This window comes from Actinomadura logoneensis (genome assembly GCF_003428695.1).
Taxonomy (GTDB): Bacteria; Actinomycetota; Actinomycetes; order Streptosporangiales; family Streptosporangiaceae; genus Spirillospora; species Spirillospora logoneensis.
In genome coordinates this window covers 1-18,541 of record NZ_QURH01000289.1, presented here as the reverse complement: position 1 = coordinate 18,541, position 18,541 = coordinate 1, and the positions used below count along the sequence as shown (strand labels likewise).

Sequence of the window (18,541 nt, the reverse complement as noted above, 5' to 3'; positions counted from 1 at the left end):
CGGGCGCCGACGACCGGTCGCGGCCGGCACGGGTCCGGCCCCGCGGCCGGGCGCCCGTCCACCTCGGCGCTCGGCGTGCGGCTCAGCGTGGGTCGGGTCGGCTTCGGGTGATGATCCAGTCGACCGTGTGCTGCGTGCGGGTGATGCGCCGGCGGACGCGCGGCTTGACCGGCGTCGCGGACGGTCCGACCACGACCCGTCCGGCGGGCGGCACGGCCGGGCGCTCCGGCACGTGGGCGTTCTCCGCCGCGACCTCGGCCAGCGCGGCGAGCAGCCGGGCGGCGCGGCCCAGCTCGCGCAGGGCCTCCGACTCGGCCTCGGGCGTCTCGGCGGTCAGCGCGGCCGAGTACAGGGCCTCGACCTCCGCCATCCGGACCCCCAGTGACAGTGTGGCGGCGTCGGCCGCCCTCTTCCCCCGTTTCATGTTCCGTGGCGCTCCCTCCGCGATCCCCCGTGCACCCCAGTTTCTCTGCGATCACTTATTTGCGCAATCGCTTTAATGTTCTCCGGTCCCGACTCGTTTGATGCGCGGCGCGGCCCGGAGGTTGCCCTCGCGGACGGGCGCGATTGCCCTCCTGAGCGAGACGGGCGTTTTGGATACCCTCGTACCGGAGCCGGACGGCTCCCGGCGGCCGGCGACGGAGCGGGCGGCCCCACGGCGGGGCGACCGCCCCGACGGGGCGGCACGAGATGAGAGCGGGAGGCGCACCGGTGAAGGAGCGGACGCGGGACACGGCGCGGGACACGGCCCGATCCCCGGAGACGCTCTCCCCCGAGCTGCTCCAGGAGGCGGCCGGCCGCTTCGGCATGCTCGCGGCCACCATGCGCCTGCACATGGTGTGGGTGCTCGCGCAGGGCGAGCAGGACGTCAGCTCGCTGGCCGAACGCGTCGGCGGGACCGTCCCCGCCGTCAGCCAGCACCTCGCCAAGCTCAAGCTGGCCGGGCTCGTCCGGTCGCGCCGCGAGGGCCGCCACCAGGTCTACGTGGTGGACGACCCGCACGTCGCCGCGATCGTCGCGCAGATGGTCGCCCACCTCCAGGGCGACCCGGTGGAAGCGGCCCCCGTCCGTGGCCTCGGCGCCTGAGTCCGAACCGCTCGGCCCCGCGGCGGACCCGTCCGCCGGGGACCACACGTCCGCCCCGAGGTCCGGCGCGGGCGCTCTGCCCGCACCCGACCTGCCCGCACCCGGCCCGTCCCTGCCCGACCTGCCCCGCACGCACGCGATCCTCGCGGAGTACGCGGGCCGTCCGCCGCTGTCGGTGCTGCGCGGCCTGGAGACGTCCGCGCGCGGGCTGACCGAGGCGGAGGCCGAGGATCGGCTGCTGCGCCAGGAGGCCGACGCCCCGGACGGCGGGACCGGCCGCCTCGCGCTGCCGCGCCACCTCGCGCACGTCGCCGCCGACCCGTTCGTGCTGGTCCTGGTGGTGTTGAGCGCCGTCACCGCGGTCACCCGCGACCCGCGCGGCGCGCTGCTGATCGGCTCGCTCGCCGTGCTGAGCTCCCTGCTGCGGCTGCGCCAGGAGCGGCGCGCCGGACGGGCCGCCGCCGGGCTGCGCGCCCTCAGCACCACGACCGCCACCGTGCTGCGCCGCGCCGACCCGGCCTCGCCCGGCGTCGAGCGGGAGGTTCCGGTCGAGCAGGTCGTCCCCGGCGACGTGGTGCGGCTCGCGCCCGGCGACATGGTCCCCGCCGACCTGCGGCTGCTGAGCTCGACCGGGCTGCGCGTCGACCAGGCCGTGCTGACCGGCGAGTCGCTGCCCGCCGCCAAGCGCGCCGCCTGGACCGGACGCCCCGTCCCGCCGCCCGGCCCCGACGCCCCGCTGTTCGACCGTCCCGAGCTGTGCCTGATGGGGACGAGCGTGGTCAGCGGCGCGGGGACGGCCGTGGCGGTCGCGACCGGACCGCGCACGCACTTCGCGGCGCTGCAGCGGGACGTGCCGCGCGCCGCGCCCGAGACCGCGTTCGACCGGGGCGTCCGGACGGTGACGTGGGCGCTGGTCGCGATGGTCGCGGCGGCCGTCCCGGTCGCGCTGCTGTTCACCGAGCCCGGCCCCACGCCGTGGTCGCACGCGCTGCTGTTCGCGGTGTCGATCGCGGTCGCGCTGACCCCGGAGATGCTGCCGCTGGTCGTGACGACCACGCTGGCGCGCGGCGCGGCGGCGCTGTCCCGGCGCGGGGTGATCGTCAAGCGGCTGCCCGCCGTGCACGACCTCGGCGCGATGGACACCCTGTGCGCGGACAAGACCGGCACGCTCACCCTCGACCGGCTGTCGCTGACGTCCCACCTGGACGCGGCGGGCGAGCCGGACGACGAGGTGCTGCGCTGGGCCCGGCTGAACGCCTGGTTCGCCACCGAGCTCGTCCCCGAGGCCGCCGGGGACACCATGGACGACGCGCTCCTCGCGGACGCCGGGCCGCCGCCCGGGGACGTGCGCGCGGTCGACGCCGTCCCGTTCGACTCCGACCGCCGCCGCGCGACGGTCGTGCTCCGCCGGGACGGGCGGCTGGGCCGCGATCTGCTGGTCACCAAGGGCGCCGTCGAAAACGTCCTGCCGCTCTGCGACCGCGTCCGGACGCCCCGCCCCTCGCCCGGGACGGCCGCCGCCCGGGACGGCGAGGGCGCCGCGGCCCGCCCCCGGTCGTGGACGACGGCCGGAAGTGCGGACGTGCCGCTCACCGACGACGAGCGCGACCGGCTGGCGGCCCTCGCGGACGAGCGGTCCGCGACCGGCGAGCGGTTGCTCGCGGTGGCCGTCGCCGACCGTCCGGCCGCGCGCCGCGACTACGCGCCCGGCGACGAGCGCGGCCTCACCCTGCTCGGCTTCGTCGGGTTCCGGGACGAGCCCGACCCGTCCGCGCCCGCCGCGCTGGAACGGCTCGCCGGGCTCGGCGTCGCGCTGGTCGTGGTGACCGGCGACCACCCGCTCGTCGCCGTCCGGACCTGCCGGGACACCGGTCTCACCCCCGGCCGGGTGGTGCTCGGCGCGGAGCTGGACGACCTGCCCGACGCCGCCCTGGACGCGCTGCTCGCGCCGAAGGACGGCACCGCCCCGGTGTTCGCCCGCGTGGACCCGCGGCAGAAGGCGCGGGTCGTCGGCGCGCTGCGCCGCACCGGGCGGACGGTCGGCTTCCTCGGCGACGGGATCAACGACGCGCCCGCACTGCGCGCCGCCGACGTCGGGATCTCGGTCACCGGCGCCGTGGACCTGGCGCGCGAGTCCGCCGACGTGGTGCTCGCGGACCGCGACCTGTCGGTCCTCGCGCACGGCATCACCGAGGGCCGCCGGACGTTCGGCAACGGCGTCAAGTACATCCGGATCGCGGTGACGTCGAACCTGGGCAACGTGGCGTCCATGCTGGCGGCGAGCGTGCTGCTGCCGTTCATGCCGCTGCTGCCGCTCCAGGTGCTCGTCCAGAACCTGCTGTTCGACCTGTCGCAGCTCTCGCTGGCCCGCGACCGGGTGGACCCGGCCGACCTGCGCGGCCCCCGCACCTTCGACGCGCGCGAGCTGGCCCGGTTCGCGGCCGTGTTCGGCCCGCTCGGGGCGCTGTTCGACCTGGCCGCGTTCGGCCTGTTCTGGTGGCTGCTGGAGGCGCGTTCGGGCGCGGGCGGCGAGGCCCTGTTCCACACCGGCTTCCTGGTGGAGAACCTGCTCGCCCAGGCCCTCACGCTGCTGGTGCTGCGAGGGCGGGGCCGCCGCCGGGGGGCGCCGCGCGCGGCCCGGACGGTGGTGGCGGCGGCCTGCGTGCTCGCGCTGACCGCGCTGCTGCTGCCGCTGTCACCCCTGGCCGGGCCGCTCGGGCTGGTGCCGCTGCCGCTCGCGGCCGTCCCGGTGCTGGCGGCCGTCCTGGCGGGCTACGGGACCACGCTGGTGATCGTCCGGAACCGGTTCCTGAGAGCGTCGTAACCTGGAAGTGGGAACGGCGGGTCAGTGGCGCGGCCGGCCGGTCCTGTCGGGGCTGCCCTGCTGCTCCAGCTCGGCCCTGATCCGGTCGCGCTCGGCCTCCAGTTCGGCGATCTGGCCCTGGAGCTCCTGGCGCATCTGCAGGTCCTGGCCGGCGTCGCCGTAGTCCTGCGGGATCGATGCCGACTCCTCGCCCAGATCGGCGCCCTCGCCGCGCAGCCGGCGCAGGGTCTCGTCGACGTTCTCCAGTCGTTTCCGCAGGTCAGATGAGGTCATGCCGGGTGATATTCCCCTAGGTCACCGGACATAACGCCCACCTTCCCCGGGAATCACTCAAGGAAGGGCTATGCAGGAGGTCACTCACATGGTCCAGCGACACGACGGCAACGAGGAAGAGCAGCTCCGGTACGAGTCGGAGATGGGCGACGACGAGCAGGAGTACACCACCCGCTCGACCGAGCGCTACATCGAGGACCCGCCCGCCGACCTGGTGATCGAGGAGGACTCGGAGGAGGGCCGGCTCGGCATCGTCCGGGAGAACGCCGAGGAGTACCGGCGGGGCGACCGGAGGCGCGAGGACGCCGCGTGGGACGACCGTCCCGCCGAGGTCACCGCCGTCCGGGACACCCGTGGCAGACCTCCGGAGGAGGACGCCTTCGCCGACGACCGGCACGCCGAGACCCGCCCCGGCGGCTACTCCCCCGAGCCCGACTGACCGCGTCCGCCGCCCCGCTCCGGCGGGCCGCCGGCCTCTGGAGGGCCGTCGTCCTCGGGCGGACCACCGGCTTCTGGCGGGCCGCCGTCCTCGGGCAGGTCACCGCCGTCATCGGACGGCGGGTCCCGGCGCGCCTCGGCGGTGGCGAGCGCCGCCTCGACGGCCGCGCCGAACGACTCCATGTCGTGTGAGCCGCCGTACTCGACGCCGTTCAGGAAGAACGTCGGCGTCCCGTGCACGCCCGCGCGCTTCCCGGCTCGCTTCACCTCGCCCACCCTGCGTTCCAGCTCCCGGACGTCCTCCCACGGGAAGAAGCCCATCCGCTCGGAGTAGGCGAGCAGGTCGCGGTCGTTCAGCGCGAGCTGGTTCGCGAACAGGACGCGGTGCATCTCCCAGAACAGGCCGTGCGTCGCGGCGGCCTCGGCGACCAGCGCCGCGGGCATGGCGTGCGGGTGGATCTCCTGGAGCGGGAAGTGCCGGAACACCAGCCGCAGCCGGTTCCCGTACCGCCGTTTCAGCTCGTCCACCACGGGCTGGACGGCCCCGCAGAACGGGCACTCGTAGTCGCCGTACTCGATCAGCGTGACCGGGGCGTCGGGCGGCCCGAGGACGTGGTCGGCGGACGTGACGGGCGGCAGCGGCTCCTGCCCGTCCTCCGGTTCCGCCCCGCCCGAGGGCGGCGCGCACACCCCGCCGCGGTCCCACACCAGCCGGAAGACCACCCAGCCGAGCCCCGCGGCCAGCAGCGACCCGGCCAGGATGCCGATCTTCGCCTGGGACTGGAGGTCCGGCCGGTCGGTGAAGGCGAGGTCGGTGATGAACAGCGAGACCGTGAACCCGATGCCCGCGACCGCCGCGCCGCCGAACAACTGCCCCCACACCAGCCTTCCGGGAAGATCGCCCCAGTTCAGCCGCAGCGGGATCCAGGTGCCGAGCGCGATCCCGGCGAACTTGCCGACCACCAGGCCGAGCACGATGCCGAGCGTCACCGGCGACGTCGCGGCGCGCCGCAGCGACTCGGGATCGAGCCGGACACCCGCGTTGGCCAGCGCGAACACCGGAACGATCACATAGCTCGTCCACGGGTGCAGCAGGTACTGCAGGCGCTCGTTCACCGACACGGTCGACACGACCGACCGGCGCGCCGCCCGCGCAAGCTGCGGGCTCGGGTCGCGCTGCAGCGCCTGCACCAGCTCCCCGGCCCGCAGCCGCTCGGTGTCCGGCGGCGCGTACACGTTCACCAGGGCGCCCAGCACGATCCCGGCGATCGTCGGGTGGACGCCGCTGCGCAGCACCGCGCCCCACACCAGGACGCCGAGCAGCAGGTAGACCGGCCCGCGCCCGACGCGCAGCCACCGGACGGCCACGATCAGCGCGAACAGCCCCACCGCGACGAGCAGCGGCCAGACCGACAGGTCCTCGGTGTAGAAGAGCGCGACGACGGAGATGGCGCCCATGTCGTCGACGACGGCGAGGGTCAGGAGGAACGCCCGCAGCGGGTCCGGGCAGCGCGCCCCGATGACCGCCAGCAGTCCCAGCACGAACGCCGTGTCCGACGCCATCGGGATGCCCCAGGCGTCCGCGCCGGGACCGCCCGCGTTGACCGCGTAGTACAGCAGCGCCGGGACGACCATGCCGCCGAGCGCGGCCACCGCGGGGACGGCCACCACGCGCCGTTCGCGGAGCTGCCCGACCTTGACCTCGCGGCTGATCTCCAGCCCGATGACGAAGAAGAACAGCGCCATCAGGCCGTCGTTGACCCACTCGCGAAGCGTCAGGCCCAGTTCGTTGGTGCCGAGGACGACCGAGAGGCCCGTCTTCCAGAACCGCTCGTAGCTGTCGTGCCAGGGCGAGTTCGCCCAGAGCAGCCCGGCCGCCGTCGCGGCGAGCAGCACCAGCGTGCTGCCGGTCTCGGTGGCGAGGAACGAGCGCAGCCCCTCCGGGACGACCCGCGCGGCGACGGGACTCTGCGGTGGCTCCGCCGCCGTCCCCAGCCGCTCCGCCGTCGTCCTCGGCCGCTCCTCCGTCACCCCCGCCGCTCCCCGCTCGCCTTGTCCGCCCCGTCCGCCTCGTTTCGCCTCGTTCGCCCGTCAGCCCGTCCGGACCGTCGGTCAGAGGCGGATCACGAGCTTGCCGCGCGCGCCGCCGCGCTTGATCTCGGCGAGCGCGGCGGGGGCGTCGGCCAGATCGACCTCCCGGTCGATGTGCACCGTGAGCTTGCCCCGGTCGATCAGCTCCGCGAGCGTCTCCAGCAGCTCCCGGGACGCCTTGTTGACGAAGTTGACCGCCCGGATGCCGCGCTTCTTCAGCCCGGCCGTGTTCGCCTGCCCGATCGTGGACGCGACGATGCCGCCCTTGCGCACCGCCCCGGCGAGCTCGTCCAGCCGCCGCTCGTCGTCGACCATGTCGATCACGATGTCCAGGCCGTCCGGGTGCGCCTCGGTGACGGACTCGAACAGGTCGCCCGCGCGGTGGTCCACGGTCTCGTCCGCGCCGAGCCGCAGCATCCGGTCGGTCATGTCGGGCCCCGCCGTGGCGATCACGCGCGCGCCCTTCAGCGCGGCGAGCTGGACGACCGCCTGCCCGACCCCGCCGGTCGCGCCGCACACCAGGACCGTCCTGCCCTCCTCGACGCCGGTCCGCTCGACCAGGTTGTAGGCCGTCATGCTCGCCGTCGGGACGGCCGCCGCCTGGCTGTAGACCATCTTCTGCGGCATCGTCGCGACCGGCCCGTCCGCCGCGACGACCGCGTACTCGGCGTAGCTGCCGAGGCCGCGCGGGACGGCGCCGAACGAGCCGTACACCTGGTCGCCCGTGCGGTACCGGTCGACGCCCTCGCCGACCTCCTCGACCACCCCGGCGCCGTCCTGGCCGAGGATCAGCGGGAACCGCGCCTGCACGACGTCCTTCATCGCGCCGGCCGCGACCTTCCAGTCGTACGGGTTCACCCCCGCGGCGACCAGCTTCACCAGGATCTCGCCCGGTCCCGGCTCGGGCCGGTCGAGGTCCATCAGCGACGGCGTGGCGCCGTACTCCGACACGGCGATGGCACGCATGCGGCTTCCCCCCGTTTCCCCCGTCGGGAATGATCTACCCAGGGTGGGCCGAACCACACGACCGCGCAGGTCAGCGCGCCGATCTTGGTCGGATCCGGGGGACGGCCGGGGTCAGTGGCCGGGGTCGGGGCGCGGGGTCAGTGGGCGGGACCGGGGCTCGGGGAGAGCGTCGGCGAGTCGCCGGGCAGCGGGTTCCCGTCCCGCTTCTTGTCCTTCTTATCCTTCTTGTCTTTCTTGTCCTTCTTGGGTGGCTCGGGCTCGCCGTCGCCCATGCTGAAGTAGTGCGACGGCGGCTCGTGGAAGTCGGTCTCGGGCACGCCGTCCAGCGCGTCCGACAGGGTGTCCTGCCAGATCGGGGCCGGGATCGTCGCGCCGAACACCTCGCCGTAGCACTCCCCGTTCATGCACAGGTCGTCCATCGGGTACTTGTAGCCGCCGCGCGGGTCGCCGACCCAGACCGCCGACGCCAGGTCCGGGGTGTACCCGGCGAACCAGGCGGCGGAGAAGTTGTCCACGGTCCCGGTCTTCCCGGCCGCCGGACGCCCGATCCCGGACCCCGCCGCGGTGCCCTTGGTCAGCACGCCCCGCAGGACGTGGTTCACCGCGTCCGCGACGCCCTTGTCGATCACCTGCTTGCAGTCCGCCGACGGGACCTTGCGCTGCTTGCCGGACGTGTCGGTCACCGACGTAATCGCGACCGGACGGCAGTACCTCCCGCGCGCGGCGAACGTGGCGTACGCGGCGGCGAGCCGCAGCGGCGACACCGGGTTGAAGCCGAGCGTGAACGAGGGGTACTGCTCCAGCGGCTTGCCGTTGGCCTGCCGCATCCCGAGCTTCTCGGCCATCCGCACCGTGTCGCAGAGCCCGACCTCCTTCTCCAGGCCGAGGAAGAAGGTGTTCACCGAGTGCCAGGTGCCCGTGACCAGCGAGAACTGCTTGCCGCCCTCGCCGTCGGCGGAGTTGCGCAGCGAGGTGTGGTCGCCGACCCGGTCGCCGTCGCAGTTGCGGTAGCCGGTCGGCGTGAACGAGGTCGGCGCGTCCAGCATGGTCCCGAACGGCATGTCGTCCTGGAGGGCGGCGGCCAGCGTGAACACCTTGAAGGTGGAGCCCGCCTGCATGCCGATGCTGGACCCGTGGTCGGCGTCGGCGGCGAAGTTGATCCACGTCTTGCCGCGCTCGTTGTCCGGGCCCAGGTCGCGGTCCACCGCCATCCCCCGGATCGCGCCCGTGCCCGGCTCGACCAGCGCCTCGGCGGCGGCCTTGTGCGCGGAGTTCTTCGGCGGGACGTGCCGGTCCACCGCCCGCTGCGCCGCCTTCTGCATCCGCCAGTTCAGCGTCGTCCGGATGGTGAGGCCGCCGCGCTTGAGCACCTTCTCCCGGTCCGCCCGCGTCTTGCCGAACACCGCGTTCGTCAGGATCTCCCGCTGCACGTAGTCGCAGAAGAACGGCGCGCCGCTGCTCACGCAGCCGTTGCGCGCCTGGTGCACGTGCAGCCGGACGGGCTGGCTCGCGGCGGCGTCGGCGGTGGCCCGCGGGATCCAGCCGAGCTCGGCCATCCGGGCCAGCACGACGTCGCGGCGGCGGCGCGCGGCGTCCGGGTGGTTCACCGGGTCGTAGGCGTAGGGGTAGCGGACGACGCCCGCGAGCAGCGCCGCCTCCGGCAGCGTCAGCTTCGCGGCGGTCTTGGAGAAGTAGTGCCGGGCCGCCGCCTCGACGCCGTACGCGCCGTCGCCGAAGTAGGCGATGTTGAGGTAGCGGCGCAGGATCTCGTCCTTGGAGTACCGCTTCTCCAGCGCGACCGCGTACCGCAGCTCGCGCATCTTGCGGCCCGCCGACAGCTCCGTCGCGTCCTTGCGCTGCGTGTCGTTGGTGGCCTGGGTGAGCAGCAGGTTCTTGACGTACTGCTGGGTGAGGCCCGAGCCGCCCTGGGTGACCTGCCCCGACCCGAGGTTGCTGACCAGCGCGCGCAGCGTGCCCTTGGAGTCGAGCGCGCCGTGCTGGTAGAACCGGCTGTCCTCGATCGCCAGGACGGCCTGCCGCACCACCGGCGCGATCTTGTCGAGCGGGACGTCGATCCGGTTCTGGTAGTAGAACGTCGCGATCGTGCTGCCGTCCACCGCCAGGATCGTGGACCGCTCGGGCACGCCGCTGGTGTCGATGCCCTCGGGGACGTCCTGCAGCCAGTCGGCGGCGTCGCGGGTGGACACGCCCGCCGTGAACGCCGTCGGCAGCAGCAGGAGCGCGACCAGGACCCCGGCCAGCGCGGCGAAGCCGAACAGGCCCCGGATGGTGCGCAGTTTGTCCGGTATCTCCTCGTCCCGCATCCCAGGCAGCACGGCCCCAGGGTAAACGGCGGGCCACGGCCCGGCCAGACCTTCGCCGATCTTCGTCCGGCGGCTAGTCGCCCGACGCAGGGTGCTCGCGCTCCCAGGCCCGGACGCGACCGGCGAACTCGCGGGCCGCGGCGCGCAGCTCGGCCTCGGCGTCCACACCCTCCGCCTGCGCCTGCCTGACCAGCGAGAACAACCGTCCCACCAGGTCGGAGCCGAACTCCTCGTAGGCGTCCTCGGGCAGCTCGACGCGGGCCGCGCGGCGCTGGAGCTGCGCGGCGAGGCTGAGCGCGGGCTGGCCCATCGGGACGCCGTCCAGCACCGAGGCCGCCTCGCCCTTCTTCTCCGCCCGCTCGGCCGCCTTGATCTGCTCCCAGTTGGCGTTCACCTCGTCGGCGTCCCGGACGGTCACGTCCGCGAACACGTGCGGGTGCCGGCGGACGAGCTTGTCCACGATCCCGGCCGCCACGTCGTCGATGGTGAAGCCGGTCCCGTCGTCCCGCTCGGACGCCACGACCGAGTGGAACGCGACCTGCATCAGCACGTCGCCGAGCTCCTCGCGCAGCGCGGCGAGGTCGCCGCCGGAGACGGCGTCCTCGACCTCGTACGCCTCCTCCAGCAGGTACTTCACCAGCGACTCGTGGGTCTGCTTGCGGTCCCACGGGCACTCGCGGCGCAGCGTGTCCATGACCGAGACCAGGTCGAGCAGCCGCGCGCCCGGCAGGTCGTAGGAGCCGTGCAGCACCTCGACGTCCAGCGGGTCGTCCACGACGCGCCGCCCGATCTCGCGCATCAGCCGCTCGTCACCGTCCTGCGCGGCGACGAACACGACGTCCGCGCCCGGACCGGCGGACCCCGACGGGCCCTCCGCCTCCCGGCGCGCCAGGTCGACCAGCGCGTCCGGGTCGGGGTCGGTGACCCGCTCGACGCGGACCCCGGCCTCGGCGAGGTAGGGCAGCAGCGGGTGATCGTCGCGCGCCAGCACGCGCGGGGCCGAGCGCAGCGCCTCCCAGGCGCGCCAGGTCAGCAGACCGGGCGCCACCCGGTGGGACGTCGCGAGCAGGATGAGACTCATGGGTCAGCGCACACCTGATTCCGTGGCGGACAGCCGGTACACCACCGGGCTGATGGTGACCTTCGCGGGGTCGAACGTGCCGAAGCGGGGGTTCACGCGGACCTTCAGCTTCGCGGCGGCGTCGGCCAGCGCCTGGTCGAACCGCAGCATCGCCTGCCGCGCCGTCGGGGAGTTGGGCGTGTGGTCCCAGCCGAACCGGTCCATCAGCAGGATCTGGATGGCGTTGAAGCGGGCCACGTCGCGCACCCGGTCCTTCGGCAGGCCGGCGGCGAGGGTCATCGACACCGCGTTGGACGTCGGCGCCTGGTCCATCATCGCCAGCGCCTGGTCGACGTCGCCGCCGGTCGGCTCGACCCCGTTGTCCCGGGCCGCCCGGTCGCCGATCCGCAGGAACACCAGCGTGCTCAGGGTGGCGCGGACGTCGGACTCGCTCGCCGCGTCCGTGCCCATCTGCTGCTGCTGTTCCGGCGGCTCGCCGCGCACGGCCCCGGCCTGCGGGTCGGCCTTGAACTCGGGCCGCCAGACCCGGACGGTCCGGTCCAGGTCGGCGACGGTGATCCGCTCGTCGCCGACCAGGGCCGCCGCGCCCGCCCTCACCGGCCCGCCGCCGCAGCCCGACAGCAGCACGGCCGACAGCGGCAGCGCCGCGAGTGCGGTGATCCTCGTCTTCTTCATGATCGGCACCCTAGGCCCGCGCGGGTTCGAGGAACAACGCCTCGACCAGGTCGGTGGCCCAGCGGAGCAGTTCCTGGTCGCGCAGCGGCGTCCCGCCCAGCGGCTTGGTCTTGGGCGCCGGCACGAGCAGCGTCCTGGTGGCCGGCTTCAGCAGGCTCTTCGGGTAGAGCCGCTGCAGCCGCACCTGGCGCGAGTCGGGCAGCTCGACCGGGGCGAACTTGACGAACGTCCCCTGGAGGGTCACCTCGCTCAGCCCCGCCCGGCGCGCCTTCGCCCGGAACCGCGCGACCTCCAGCAGGTTCAGCACCGGGACGGGCAGCGGCCCGAACCGGTCCTTCAGCTCGTCGGCGACGGCGGCGATCTCGTCGTCGGAGGTGATCGCGGCGATCCGGCGGTAGGCGTCCAGCCGCAGCCGCTCGCCCGGGATGTACTCGTGCGGCAGGTGGGCGTCCACCGGCAGCTCGACCTTGGTCTCGGGCAGCTCCTCGGCGCGCGCGCCGCCCTCCTTCAGGTCCCGGACGGCCTCACCGACCATCCGGACGTACAGGTCGAACCCGACGCCCGCGACGTGCCCGGACTGCTCCGCGCCGAGGATGTTGCCCGCGCCGCGGATCTCCAGGTCCTTCATGGCGACGTACATGCCCGCGCCGACCTCGGTGTGCTGCGCGAGCGTGGCGAGCCGCTCGTGCGCGGTCTCGGTCAGCGGCGTCTCCGGCGGGTACAGGAAGTACGCGTAGGCGCGCTCCCGGCCGCGTCCGACGCGTCCGCGGAGCTGGTGCAGCTGCGACAGGCCGTACATGTCGGCGCGGTCGACGATCAGGGTGTTGGCGTTCGGGACGTCCAGGCCGGACTCGACGATCGTGGTCGCCACGAGCACGTCGAAGTTCTTCTCCCAGAAGTCGACCATCACCTTCTCGAGCTCGTGCTCGTTCATCTGGCCGTGCGCGACCGCGACCCGCGCCTCCGGGACGAGCTCCCGGATCTGCGCGGCGACCTTGTTGATCGACCGGACCCGGTTGTGCACGAAGAACACCTGGCCCTCGCGCAGCAGCTCGCGCCGGACGGCGGCGGCGATCTGCTTCTCCTCGTACGGCCCGACGAAGGTCAGCACCGGGTGCCGCTCCTCCGGCGGGGTGAGGATCGTGGACATCTCGCGGATGCCGGTCAGGCCCATCTCCAGGGTGCGCGGGATCGGCGTCGCCGACATGGCGAGCACGTCCACCTGGGTGCGCAGCCGCTTCAGCTCCTCCTTGTGCTCGACGCCGAACCGCTGCTCCTCGTCGATGATCACCAGGCCGAGGTTCTTGAACCGGGTCTGCGCCGAGAGCAGCCGGTGCGTGCCGACCACGACGTCCACGGTGCCCTTGGCCAGGCCGTCCAGCGTCTCCCTGATCTCGCCCTCGGTCTGGAACCGGCTGATCGGCTTCACGCTGACCGGGAACGCCGAGAAGCGCTCGGAGAACGTGGACAGGTGCTGCTGGACGAGCAGCGTCGTCGGCACCAGCACGGCGACCTGCCGCCCGTCCTGGACGGCCTTGAACGCCGCCCGCACCGCGATCTCGGTCTTGCCGTAGCCGACGTCGCCGCAGATCAGCCGGTCCATCGGGACCGGCTTCTCCATGTCGGACTTGACCTCGTCGATCGCGGCGAGCTGGTCGGGCGTCTCCACGTAGGGGAAGGCGTCCTCCAGCTCGCGCTGCCACGGGGTGTCGGCGCCGAACGCGTGGCCGGGGCTCGCCATCCGCGCCGAGTACAGCCGGATCAGCTCGCCCGCGATCTGCTTGACCGCCTTGCGCGCCCGCGACTTGGCCTTCTGCCAGTCCGCGCCGCCCAGCCGGTGCAGGCTCGGCGCCTCGCCGCCGACGTAGCGGGTCAGCTCCTCCAGCTGGTCGGTCGGGACGAACAGCCGGTCGCTCTTGGCGTACTCCAGGATCAGGTACTCGCGGGTCGCGCCCTGCACGGTGCGGCTGACCATCTCGACGTACCGGCCGACGCCGTGCTGCTCGTGCACGACGTAGTCGCCGGGACGCAGTTGCAGCGGGTCGATGCCGCCGCGCCGCCGGGACGGCATCCGCCGCATGTCCTTGGTGGACGCCTTCTGCCCCGACAGGTCGGTCTCGGTGAGGACGGCGAGCTTCACCGACTCCCAGACGAACCCGTGCTCCAGCAGGCCCGTGGCCACGTTCACCAGGCCCGGCTTCGGCTCGTCCGGCAGGTCGGTGAGCGTCGCGCCGAGGCCCTCCTCGCCGACGAGCTGCACCAGCCGCTCGGCGGGCCCGTGCCCGGCGGTGACCAGGACGACCCGCCAGCCGCCGTCGATCCACGCCTTGAGGTCGCCCATCACCCGGGCGGTGTCGCCCCGGTACGCCTCGGCCGGGTGGACGCGCAGGTCGAGCTCGTCCTCCTGGGTGAAGGCCGAGACCGTCCAGCGGTGCAGGCCGAGCGCGTCGTTGTGCTCGACGACCTCCTCCAGCGAGCGGAACGCCGCCGCGCCGAGGTCGATCGGCGCCTCGCCGCCCGCCGCCGCGTTCACCCAGCTCGCTTCCAGGAACTCCTGGCTGGTGCGGACCAGTTCGGCGGACCGGGTGCGGATCCGCTCCGGCTCGCAGACCAGCAGCGCCGAGCCCTTCGGCAGCAGGTCGGTGAGCAGCTCCATGCGCTCGGCGAGGACGGGCGAGAACGCCTCCATGCCCTCGACCGTGTCGCCGCCCGCGATCCGCAGCAGGATCTCCTCCAGCGCGGGGTGCCGGGCGGCGAGCGTCCGGGCGCGCTCCCGGACGGCGTCGGTCAGCGGCAGCTCGCGGCACGGCGGCGCCCACAGCCCGTCCTGCGCGATCTCCAGGGACCGCTGGTCGGCGGCCTTGAAGTAGCGGACCTCCTCGACCGTGTCGCCCCAGAACTCGACCCGGAGCGGGTGCTCCTCGGTCGGCGGGAACACGTCCAGGATGCCGCCGCGCACGGCGATCTCGCCGCGCTTCTCGACCAGGTCGACGCGGTGGTAGCCCGCCTCGACCAGCGCCCGGACCACGTCGTCGAGGTCGGCGTCCTCACCGGATCGCAGCCGCACCGGCTCCAGGTCGGCGAGCCCCGCCACGATCGGCTGCAGGACGGCGCGGACCGGTGTCACCACCACGTCGAGACGGCCCGCCTTGCCCGTCCCGTCCCCGTCCCGCCCGCCGGCGATGTCGGCGCTGTCGGGGGCGTCCGGGTGGACGAGCCGCCGCAGCACGGCGAGGCGCTGGCCGACGGTGTCCGAGCGCGGCGACAGCTTCTCGTGCGGCAGGGTCTCCCAGGCGGGGAAGTGCGCGACGCGGTCGGGGTCCATCAGGCTGCTCAGCGCGGCGGCGAGGTCCTCGGCCTCGCGCGCCGTGGCGGTCACGGCCAGCACCACCCCGGCCTGCGGGCGCAGGGCGCGCGACAGCGCCGCCCCGAGGATCGGCCACAGGGACGGCGGCGCGACGACGGACCGTGGATCGTCCGGGCTGGCCAGGGCCGTGCCCAGGGTGTCGTCGGCGTACGCGAGATCAACAAGTCCAGAAAGCGTCATCACTGCCTGCAACGTCATCGCCCCGCCGAACAATCCGCGGCGTCGCCTGCCGCGACCCGATTCGGGGCAGCCCGAAAACCCGGGAGCCAACGGCCCGCCGGAGTCACCACCACCCTACGCGGCGCCCGCGGCAACCCGCGCGGACTCGTCCGCAATCACCATGTCGCGCCGCACGTCCCTTCCCTCCTCTTCACGTCCCTGACGTCACCGGCTCTCCTGGCAGCCCCCCGCCGGACAAATGAGTTGACGCGGCCGTCTAGAGTGAGACACGAATGTCGCAAACGAGACGATGATGGGTAGCATGCGCAGCACAGACGAGATCCTCGGGGCCGCCATCCGGCACCTGAACGCCGAGCCGACCGCCTCGATGGCCCAGCTGGCCGAGGCCGCCGGGGTGAGCCGCGCCACGCTGCACCGGCACTTCGCCAGCCGCGAGGACCTGCTGCGCGCGCTCGGCGAGCGCGCCACCCGCCGCTGGGAGGAGTCCCAGGACGCCGCGGGGATCGACGACGCCGCCGCGTCCGGCGACCCGGACCGGCTGGCGGCGGCGCTGCGCGCGATGCTGACCGCCTTCGTGGTGGACGCCGACGACTTCGGCTTCGCGCTCACCGACCACTTCGTGAACCGCGTCCCGGAGCTGGTCGCCTGGGGCGCCCGCCTGGAGGAGCGCGAGATCGCCTTCTACGCGGCCTGCCAGAGCGCCGGGGTCCTGCGCGCCGACCTGCCGGTGCGCTGGGTGAGCAACACGGTCTACGGGCTGATGATCAGCGTCCGCGAGAGCCTGCGCCGCGGCGACGTGGCCCACCGGGACGTCGCCGACCTCGCGATCGACACGTTCCTCGCCGGCGCCGCTCCCCTACCGACGGAAAACAGCCGGATGAGGCGAACCGCGGACCGCTCACATCGGGCCGCTGCGCCCCGGACGCCGACGGACGCCGGGCGGACGCGGCAGGGATTCGACCTATGACTTTCGACGCACGACAGGGGACTGAGATGACGACGGCGGATCCGGTGGAGAACACGCCGCCGACCAGGGACGACACGACCACGCGGGCGGGGGCTCGGGTGGGGGCTCGGGCAGGGACTCCGGCCCCGCATCCGCGGCGCTGGGCCGGGCTTGCCGTGCTGTCGGCGAGCCTGCTGCTCGTCGTGATGGACATGACCGTCCTGAACGTGGCGCTGCCGGAGATCTCGGCCGACCTGCGGCCGGACGCGATCTCGCTGCTGTGGATGGTGGACGTCTACTCGCTGGTGGTGTCCGGGCTGCTGGTGACGTGGGCGGCGGTCGGCGACCGGTGGGGGCGCAAGCGGATGCTGCTCACCGGGTTCGCGCTGTTCGGGCTGGCGTCGCTGGCCGTGCTGTGGGCGGACACGCCGGGCACGGTCATCGCCGTCCGGGCGCTGCTCGGCGTCGGCGGCGCGATGATCATGCCGTCCACGCTGTCGATGATCCGGCAGCTTTTCACCGACCCGCGCGAGCGCGCGACGGCGCTCGGGATCTGGGGGACGATGGCCGCGCTGGGCGGCGCGCTCGGCCCGATCCTGGGCGGCGCCCTGCTGGAGACGTTCTCCTGGCACTCGGCGTTCCTGGTGAACGTGCCGGTGATGGCGGTCGCGCTGGTCGCCGGGTGGTTCCTGCTGCCCGAGTCGCGCAACCCGTCCCCGGGACCGTGGGACGCGCCGGGCGCGGTCCTGTCGATCGTCGGGATGGTCGGGCTCGTCTACGCGATCAAGCACTTCGGCAAGGACGGCGTGACCGGCGAGGCGCTGGCCGCCGGCGCGGTCGCGGCCGTCGCGCTGGGCTGGTTCGTGCGGCGCTGCCTGCGCCGCGAGCACCCGCTGCTGGACGTCCGGCTGCTGCGCGGACGCGCGTTCTCGGCCGGGATCGTCACGGCGCTGACGGTCAGCATCGCGGCCGCCGCGACGATGCTGCTGCTCGCGCAGTGGATGCAGGTCGTGCAGGGGTACTCGCCGCTGGAGTCCGGCATCCGGCTGCTGCCCGAGGCGGCCGGCGCGGCGGTGTTCTCGCCGCTCGCCCCGGCCATCGCGAACCGGATCGGCGCGCGGGCCGTGCTGTCGGGCGGGCTGCTGCTCATCGGCGTGGGCTTCGCCGCGCTGTTCTTCGGCCCGGAGCCGCTCGGCTACCCCACCGTGGCGGTGGCGCTGCTGGTGGTCGGCGTCGGGCTCGGCGCGCTGGGCGTCGCATCCGCGGTGATCATGGCGGGCGCGCCCGCGGAGCGGTCCGGCAGCGCCGCCGCGTTCGAGGAGACCAGCTACGAGCTGGGCGGCGCGCTCGGCGTCGCGGTGCTCGGCAGCGTCGCCGCCGCGGTGTTCCGGCACGGCCTGCCGGTGTCCGACCTGGCCGCGGCCGGGATCACCGGACGGGCCGCCGACCAGGCCCGCGAGTCCATCGCGGGCGCGGTCGAGGTCGCCGCCGGGCCGGGCGGGGCGCGGCTGGTCGAGGAGGCCAAGACCGCGTTCACCACGTCCCTGGAGTGGACGGGCGTCGCGGGCGGCGTGCTGATGCTGGCGGCGGCCGTCCTGGTCTGGGTGCTGACCCCGCGTGAGCTGGACCTCGCCGAGGTCGAGCACTGACCCCGGCCCTCCGCCGTCCCCGGCCTCGGCGGCCGGGGATGGCGGAGGCCGGGTTTCGGACGTGCGCTAATGGGCCCATGGCGGCCCCCAGCGAACCGCTAAGAGATGGCAAATAGCGGACGCTGCGCATTGTGCCCGTTACGCTACGCACTTGTGACCGAACTGCGCACCACCCCGGTCAACCCCGGCGAGCTCTTCTCCGCACGCGTCCGGCAGTACTGCGCCGAGCGCCCGCCGCACCGGCTGCAGCTGCTGGAGGCGGGCTGCGGCTGGGGGCACGCGCTCGACCTCGGGAACCTCGACGTGCAGACCACCGGCGTCGACCTCGACCTCCCCGTCCTGCGCGCCCGCACCCGCGCCCGCACCGACCTCGACACCTGGCACCTGGGCGACCTGCGCGACGTCCCGATGCCGCCGCGCGCGTACGACGTGGTGCACGCCCCGTACCTCATCGAGCGGCTGCCCAATGCCGAGCTCGTGCTCGACCGGATCGCCGCCGCGCTCAAGCCCGGCGGGCTGCTGCTGGTCCGGATGCGCGACCGCGACACCGCGTACGGCTTCCTCGACCGCAACGTCCCCGGGGCGCTGCGCCGCGTCGCCGCGCGCGCCACCGGCGGACGCGCCCGGCGCGGCGAGGTGCC

The 18,541-nt window shown here is 74.0% G+C and carries 14 protein-coding genes; 6 read left to right on the top strand and 8 right to left on the bottom strand.

From position 1 onward, the window contains the following. Positions 1-82: 82 nt before the first annotated feature. Positions 83-424, bottom strand: a complete 342-nt coding sequence (locus DZF91_RS17435; RefSeq protein ID WP_117358513.1) for a hypothetical protein — start codon at positions 422-424, stop codon at positions 83-85. Between the two features lie 287 nt (positions 425-711). Between DZF91_RS17435 and DZF91_RS17430 the strand changes: the two genes are divergently transcribed. Next, entirely contained in the window at positions 712-1,086 is a 375-nt protein-coding gene (locus DZF91_RS17430) for an ArsR/SmtB family transcription factor (protein ID WP_235834365.1), read from the top strand. Beyond that, on the top strand, positions 1,070-3,910 hold the full coding sequence (locus tag DZF91_RS17425) for an HAD-IC family P-type ATPase (RefSeq protein ID WP_199486705.1): 2,841 nt from the start codon (positions 1,070-1,072) through the stop codon (positions 3,908-3,910). Before DZF91_RS17430 ends, DZF91_RS17425 begins: the two co-directional genes overlap by 17 nt. A gap of 21 nt (positions 3,911-3,931) precedes the next feature. Here DZF91_RS17425 and DZF91_RS17420 read toward each other — a convergent pair whose 3' ends face one another. Further along, the gene (locus DZF91_RS17420; protein WP_117358511.1) at positions 3,932-4,183 is read right to left on the bottom strand and encodes a hypothetical protein; all 252 of its coding nucleotides are present in this window, start codon (positions 4,181-4,183) and stop codon (positions 3,932-3,934) included. 70 nt (positions 4,184-4,253) lie between these two features. Between DZF91_RS17420 and DZF91_RS17415 the strand changes: the two genes are divergently transcribed. Further along, positions 4,254-4,622 carry a hypothetical protein gene (locus DZF91_RS17415; RefSeq protein ID WP_199486704.1) on the top strand — a complete coding sequence of 123 codons (369 nt, stop codon included), beginning with the start codon at positions 4,254-4,256 and terminating at the stop codon, positions 4,620-4,622. On the opposite strand, the gene nhaA is transcribed toward DZF91_RS17415, so the two are convergent. From nhaA to mfd, 6 genes are all read right to left on the bottom strand, one after another. Beyond that, a complete protein-coding gene (gene nhaA / locus DZF91_RS17410; RefSeq protein ID WP_235834364.1) occupies positions 4,601-6,652 on the bottom strand; it encodes a Na+/H+ antiporter NhaA in 2,052 nt (683 codons plus the stop codon). The two genes, DZF91_RS17415 and nhaA, sit on opposite strands and share 22 nt — an antisense overlap. Positions 6,653-6,733: 81 nt before the next feature. Further along, a complete protein-coding gene (locus tag DZF91_RS17405; protein ID WP_117358510.1) occupies positions 6,734-7,678 on the bottom strand; it encodes an NADP-dependent oxidoreductase in 945 nt (314 codons plus the stop codon). A 137-nt stretch (positions 7,679-7,815) separates the two neighbouring features. Further along, positions 7,816-10,014, bottom strand: coding sequence for a transglycosylase domain-containing protein (locus DZF91_RS17400; RefSeq protein WP_235834363.1), 2,199 nt, complete (start codon positions 10,012-10,014; stop codon positions 7,816-7,818). 61 nt (positions 10,015-10,075) lie between these two features. Further along, entirely contained in the window at positions 10,076-11,083 is a 1,008-nt protein-coding gene (locus DZF91_RS17395) for a MazG family protein (RefSeq protein ID WP_117358508.1), read from the bottom strand. A gap of 3 nt (positions 11,084-11,086) precedes the next feature. After that, positions 11,087-11,758 (bottom strand): SurA N-terminal domain-containing protein, encoded by a 672-nt coding sequence (locus DZF91_RS17390; RefSeq protein ID WP_147341187.1) that lies wholly within the window; start codon positions 11,756-11,758, stop codon positions 11,087-11,089. A 10-nt stretch (positions 11,759-11,768) separates the two neighbouring features. Continuing rightward, positions 11,769-15,305, bottom strand: a complete 3,537-nt coding sequence (mfd, locus tag DZF91_RS17385; protein WP_117358506.1) for a transcription-repair coupling factor — start codon at positions 15,303-15,305, stop codon at positions 11,769-11,771. A gap of 301 nt (positions 15,306-15,606) precedes the next feature. Here mfd and DZF91_RS17380 point away from each other — a divergent pair, with 301 nt between their 5' ends. From DZF91_RS17380 to DZF91_RS17370, 3 genes are all read left to right on the top strand, one after another. Next, positions 15,607-16,272, top strand: a complete 666-nt coding sequence (locus DZF91_RS17380) for a TetR/AcrR family transcriptional regulator (protein ID WP_117358505.1) — start codon at positions 15,607-15,609, stop codon at positions 16,270-16,272. 26 nt (positions 16,273-16,298) lie between these two features. After that, positions 16,299-17,900, top strand: a complete 1,602-nt coding sequence (locus DZF91_RS17375; protein ID WP_117358504.1) for an MFS transporter — start codon at positions 16,299-16,301, stop codon at positions 17,898-17,900. Positions 17,901-18,053: 153 nt separating this feature from the next. Then, on the top strand, positions 18,054-18,541 hold a 488-nt coding region (locus DZF91_RS17370; protein ID WP_147341186.1), incomplete at its 3' end, for a class I SAM-dependent methyltransferase.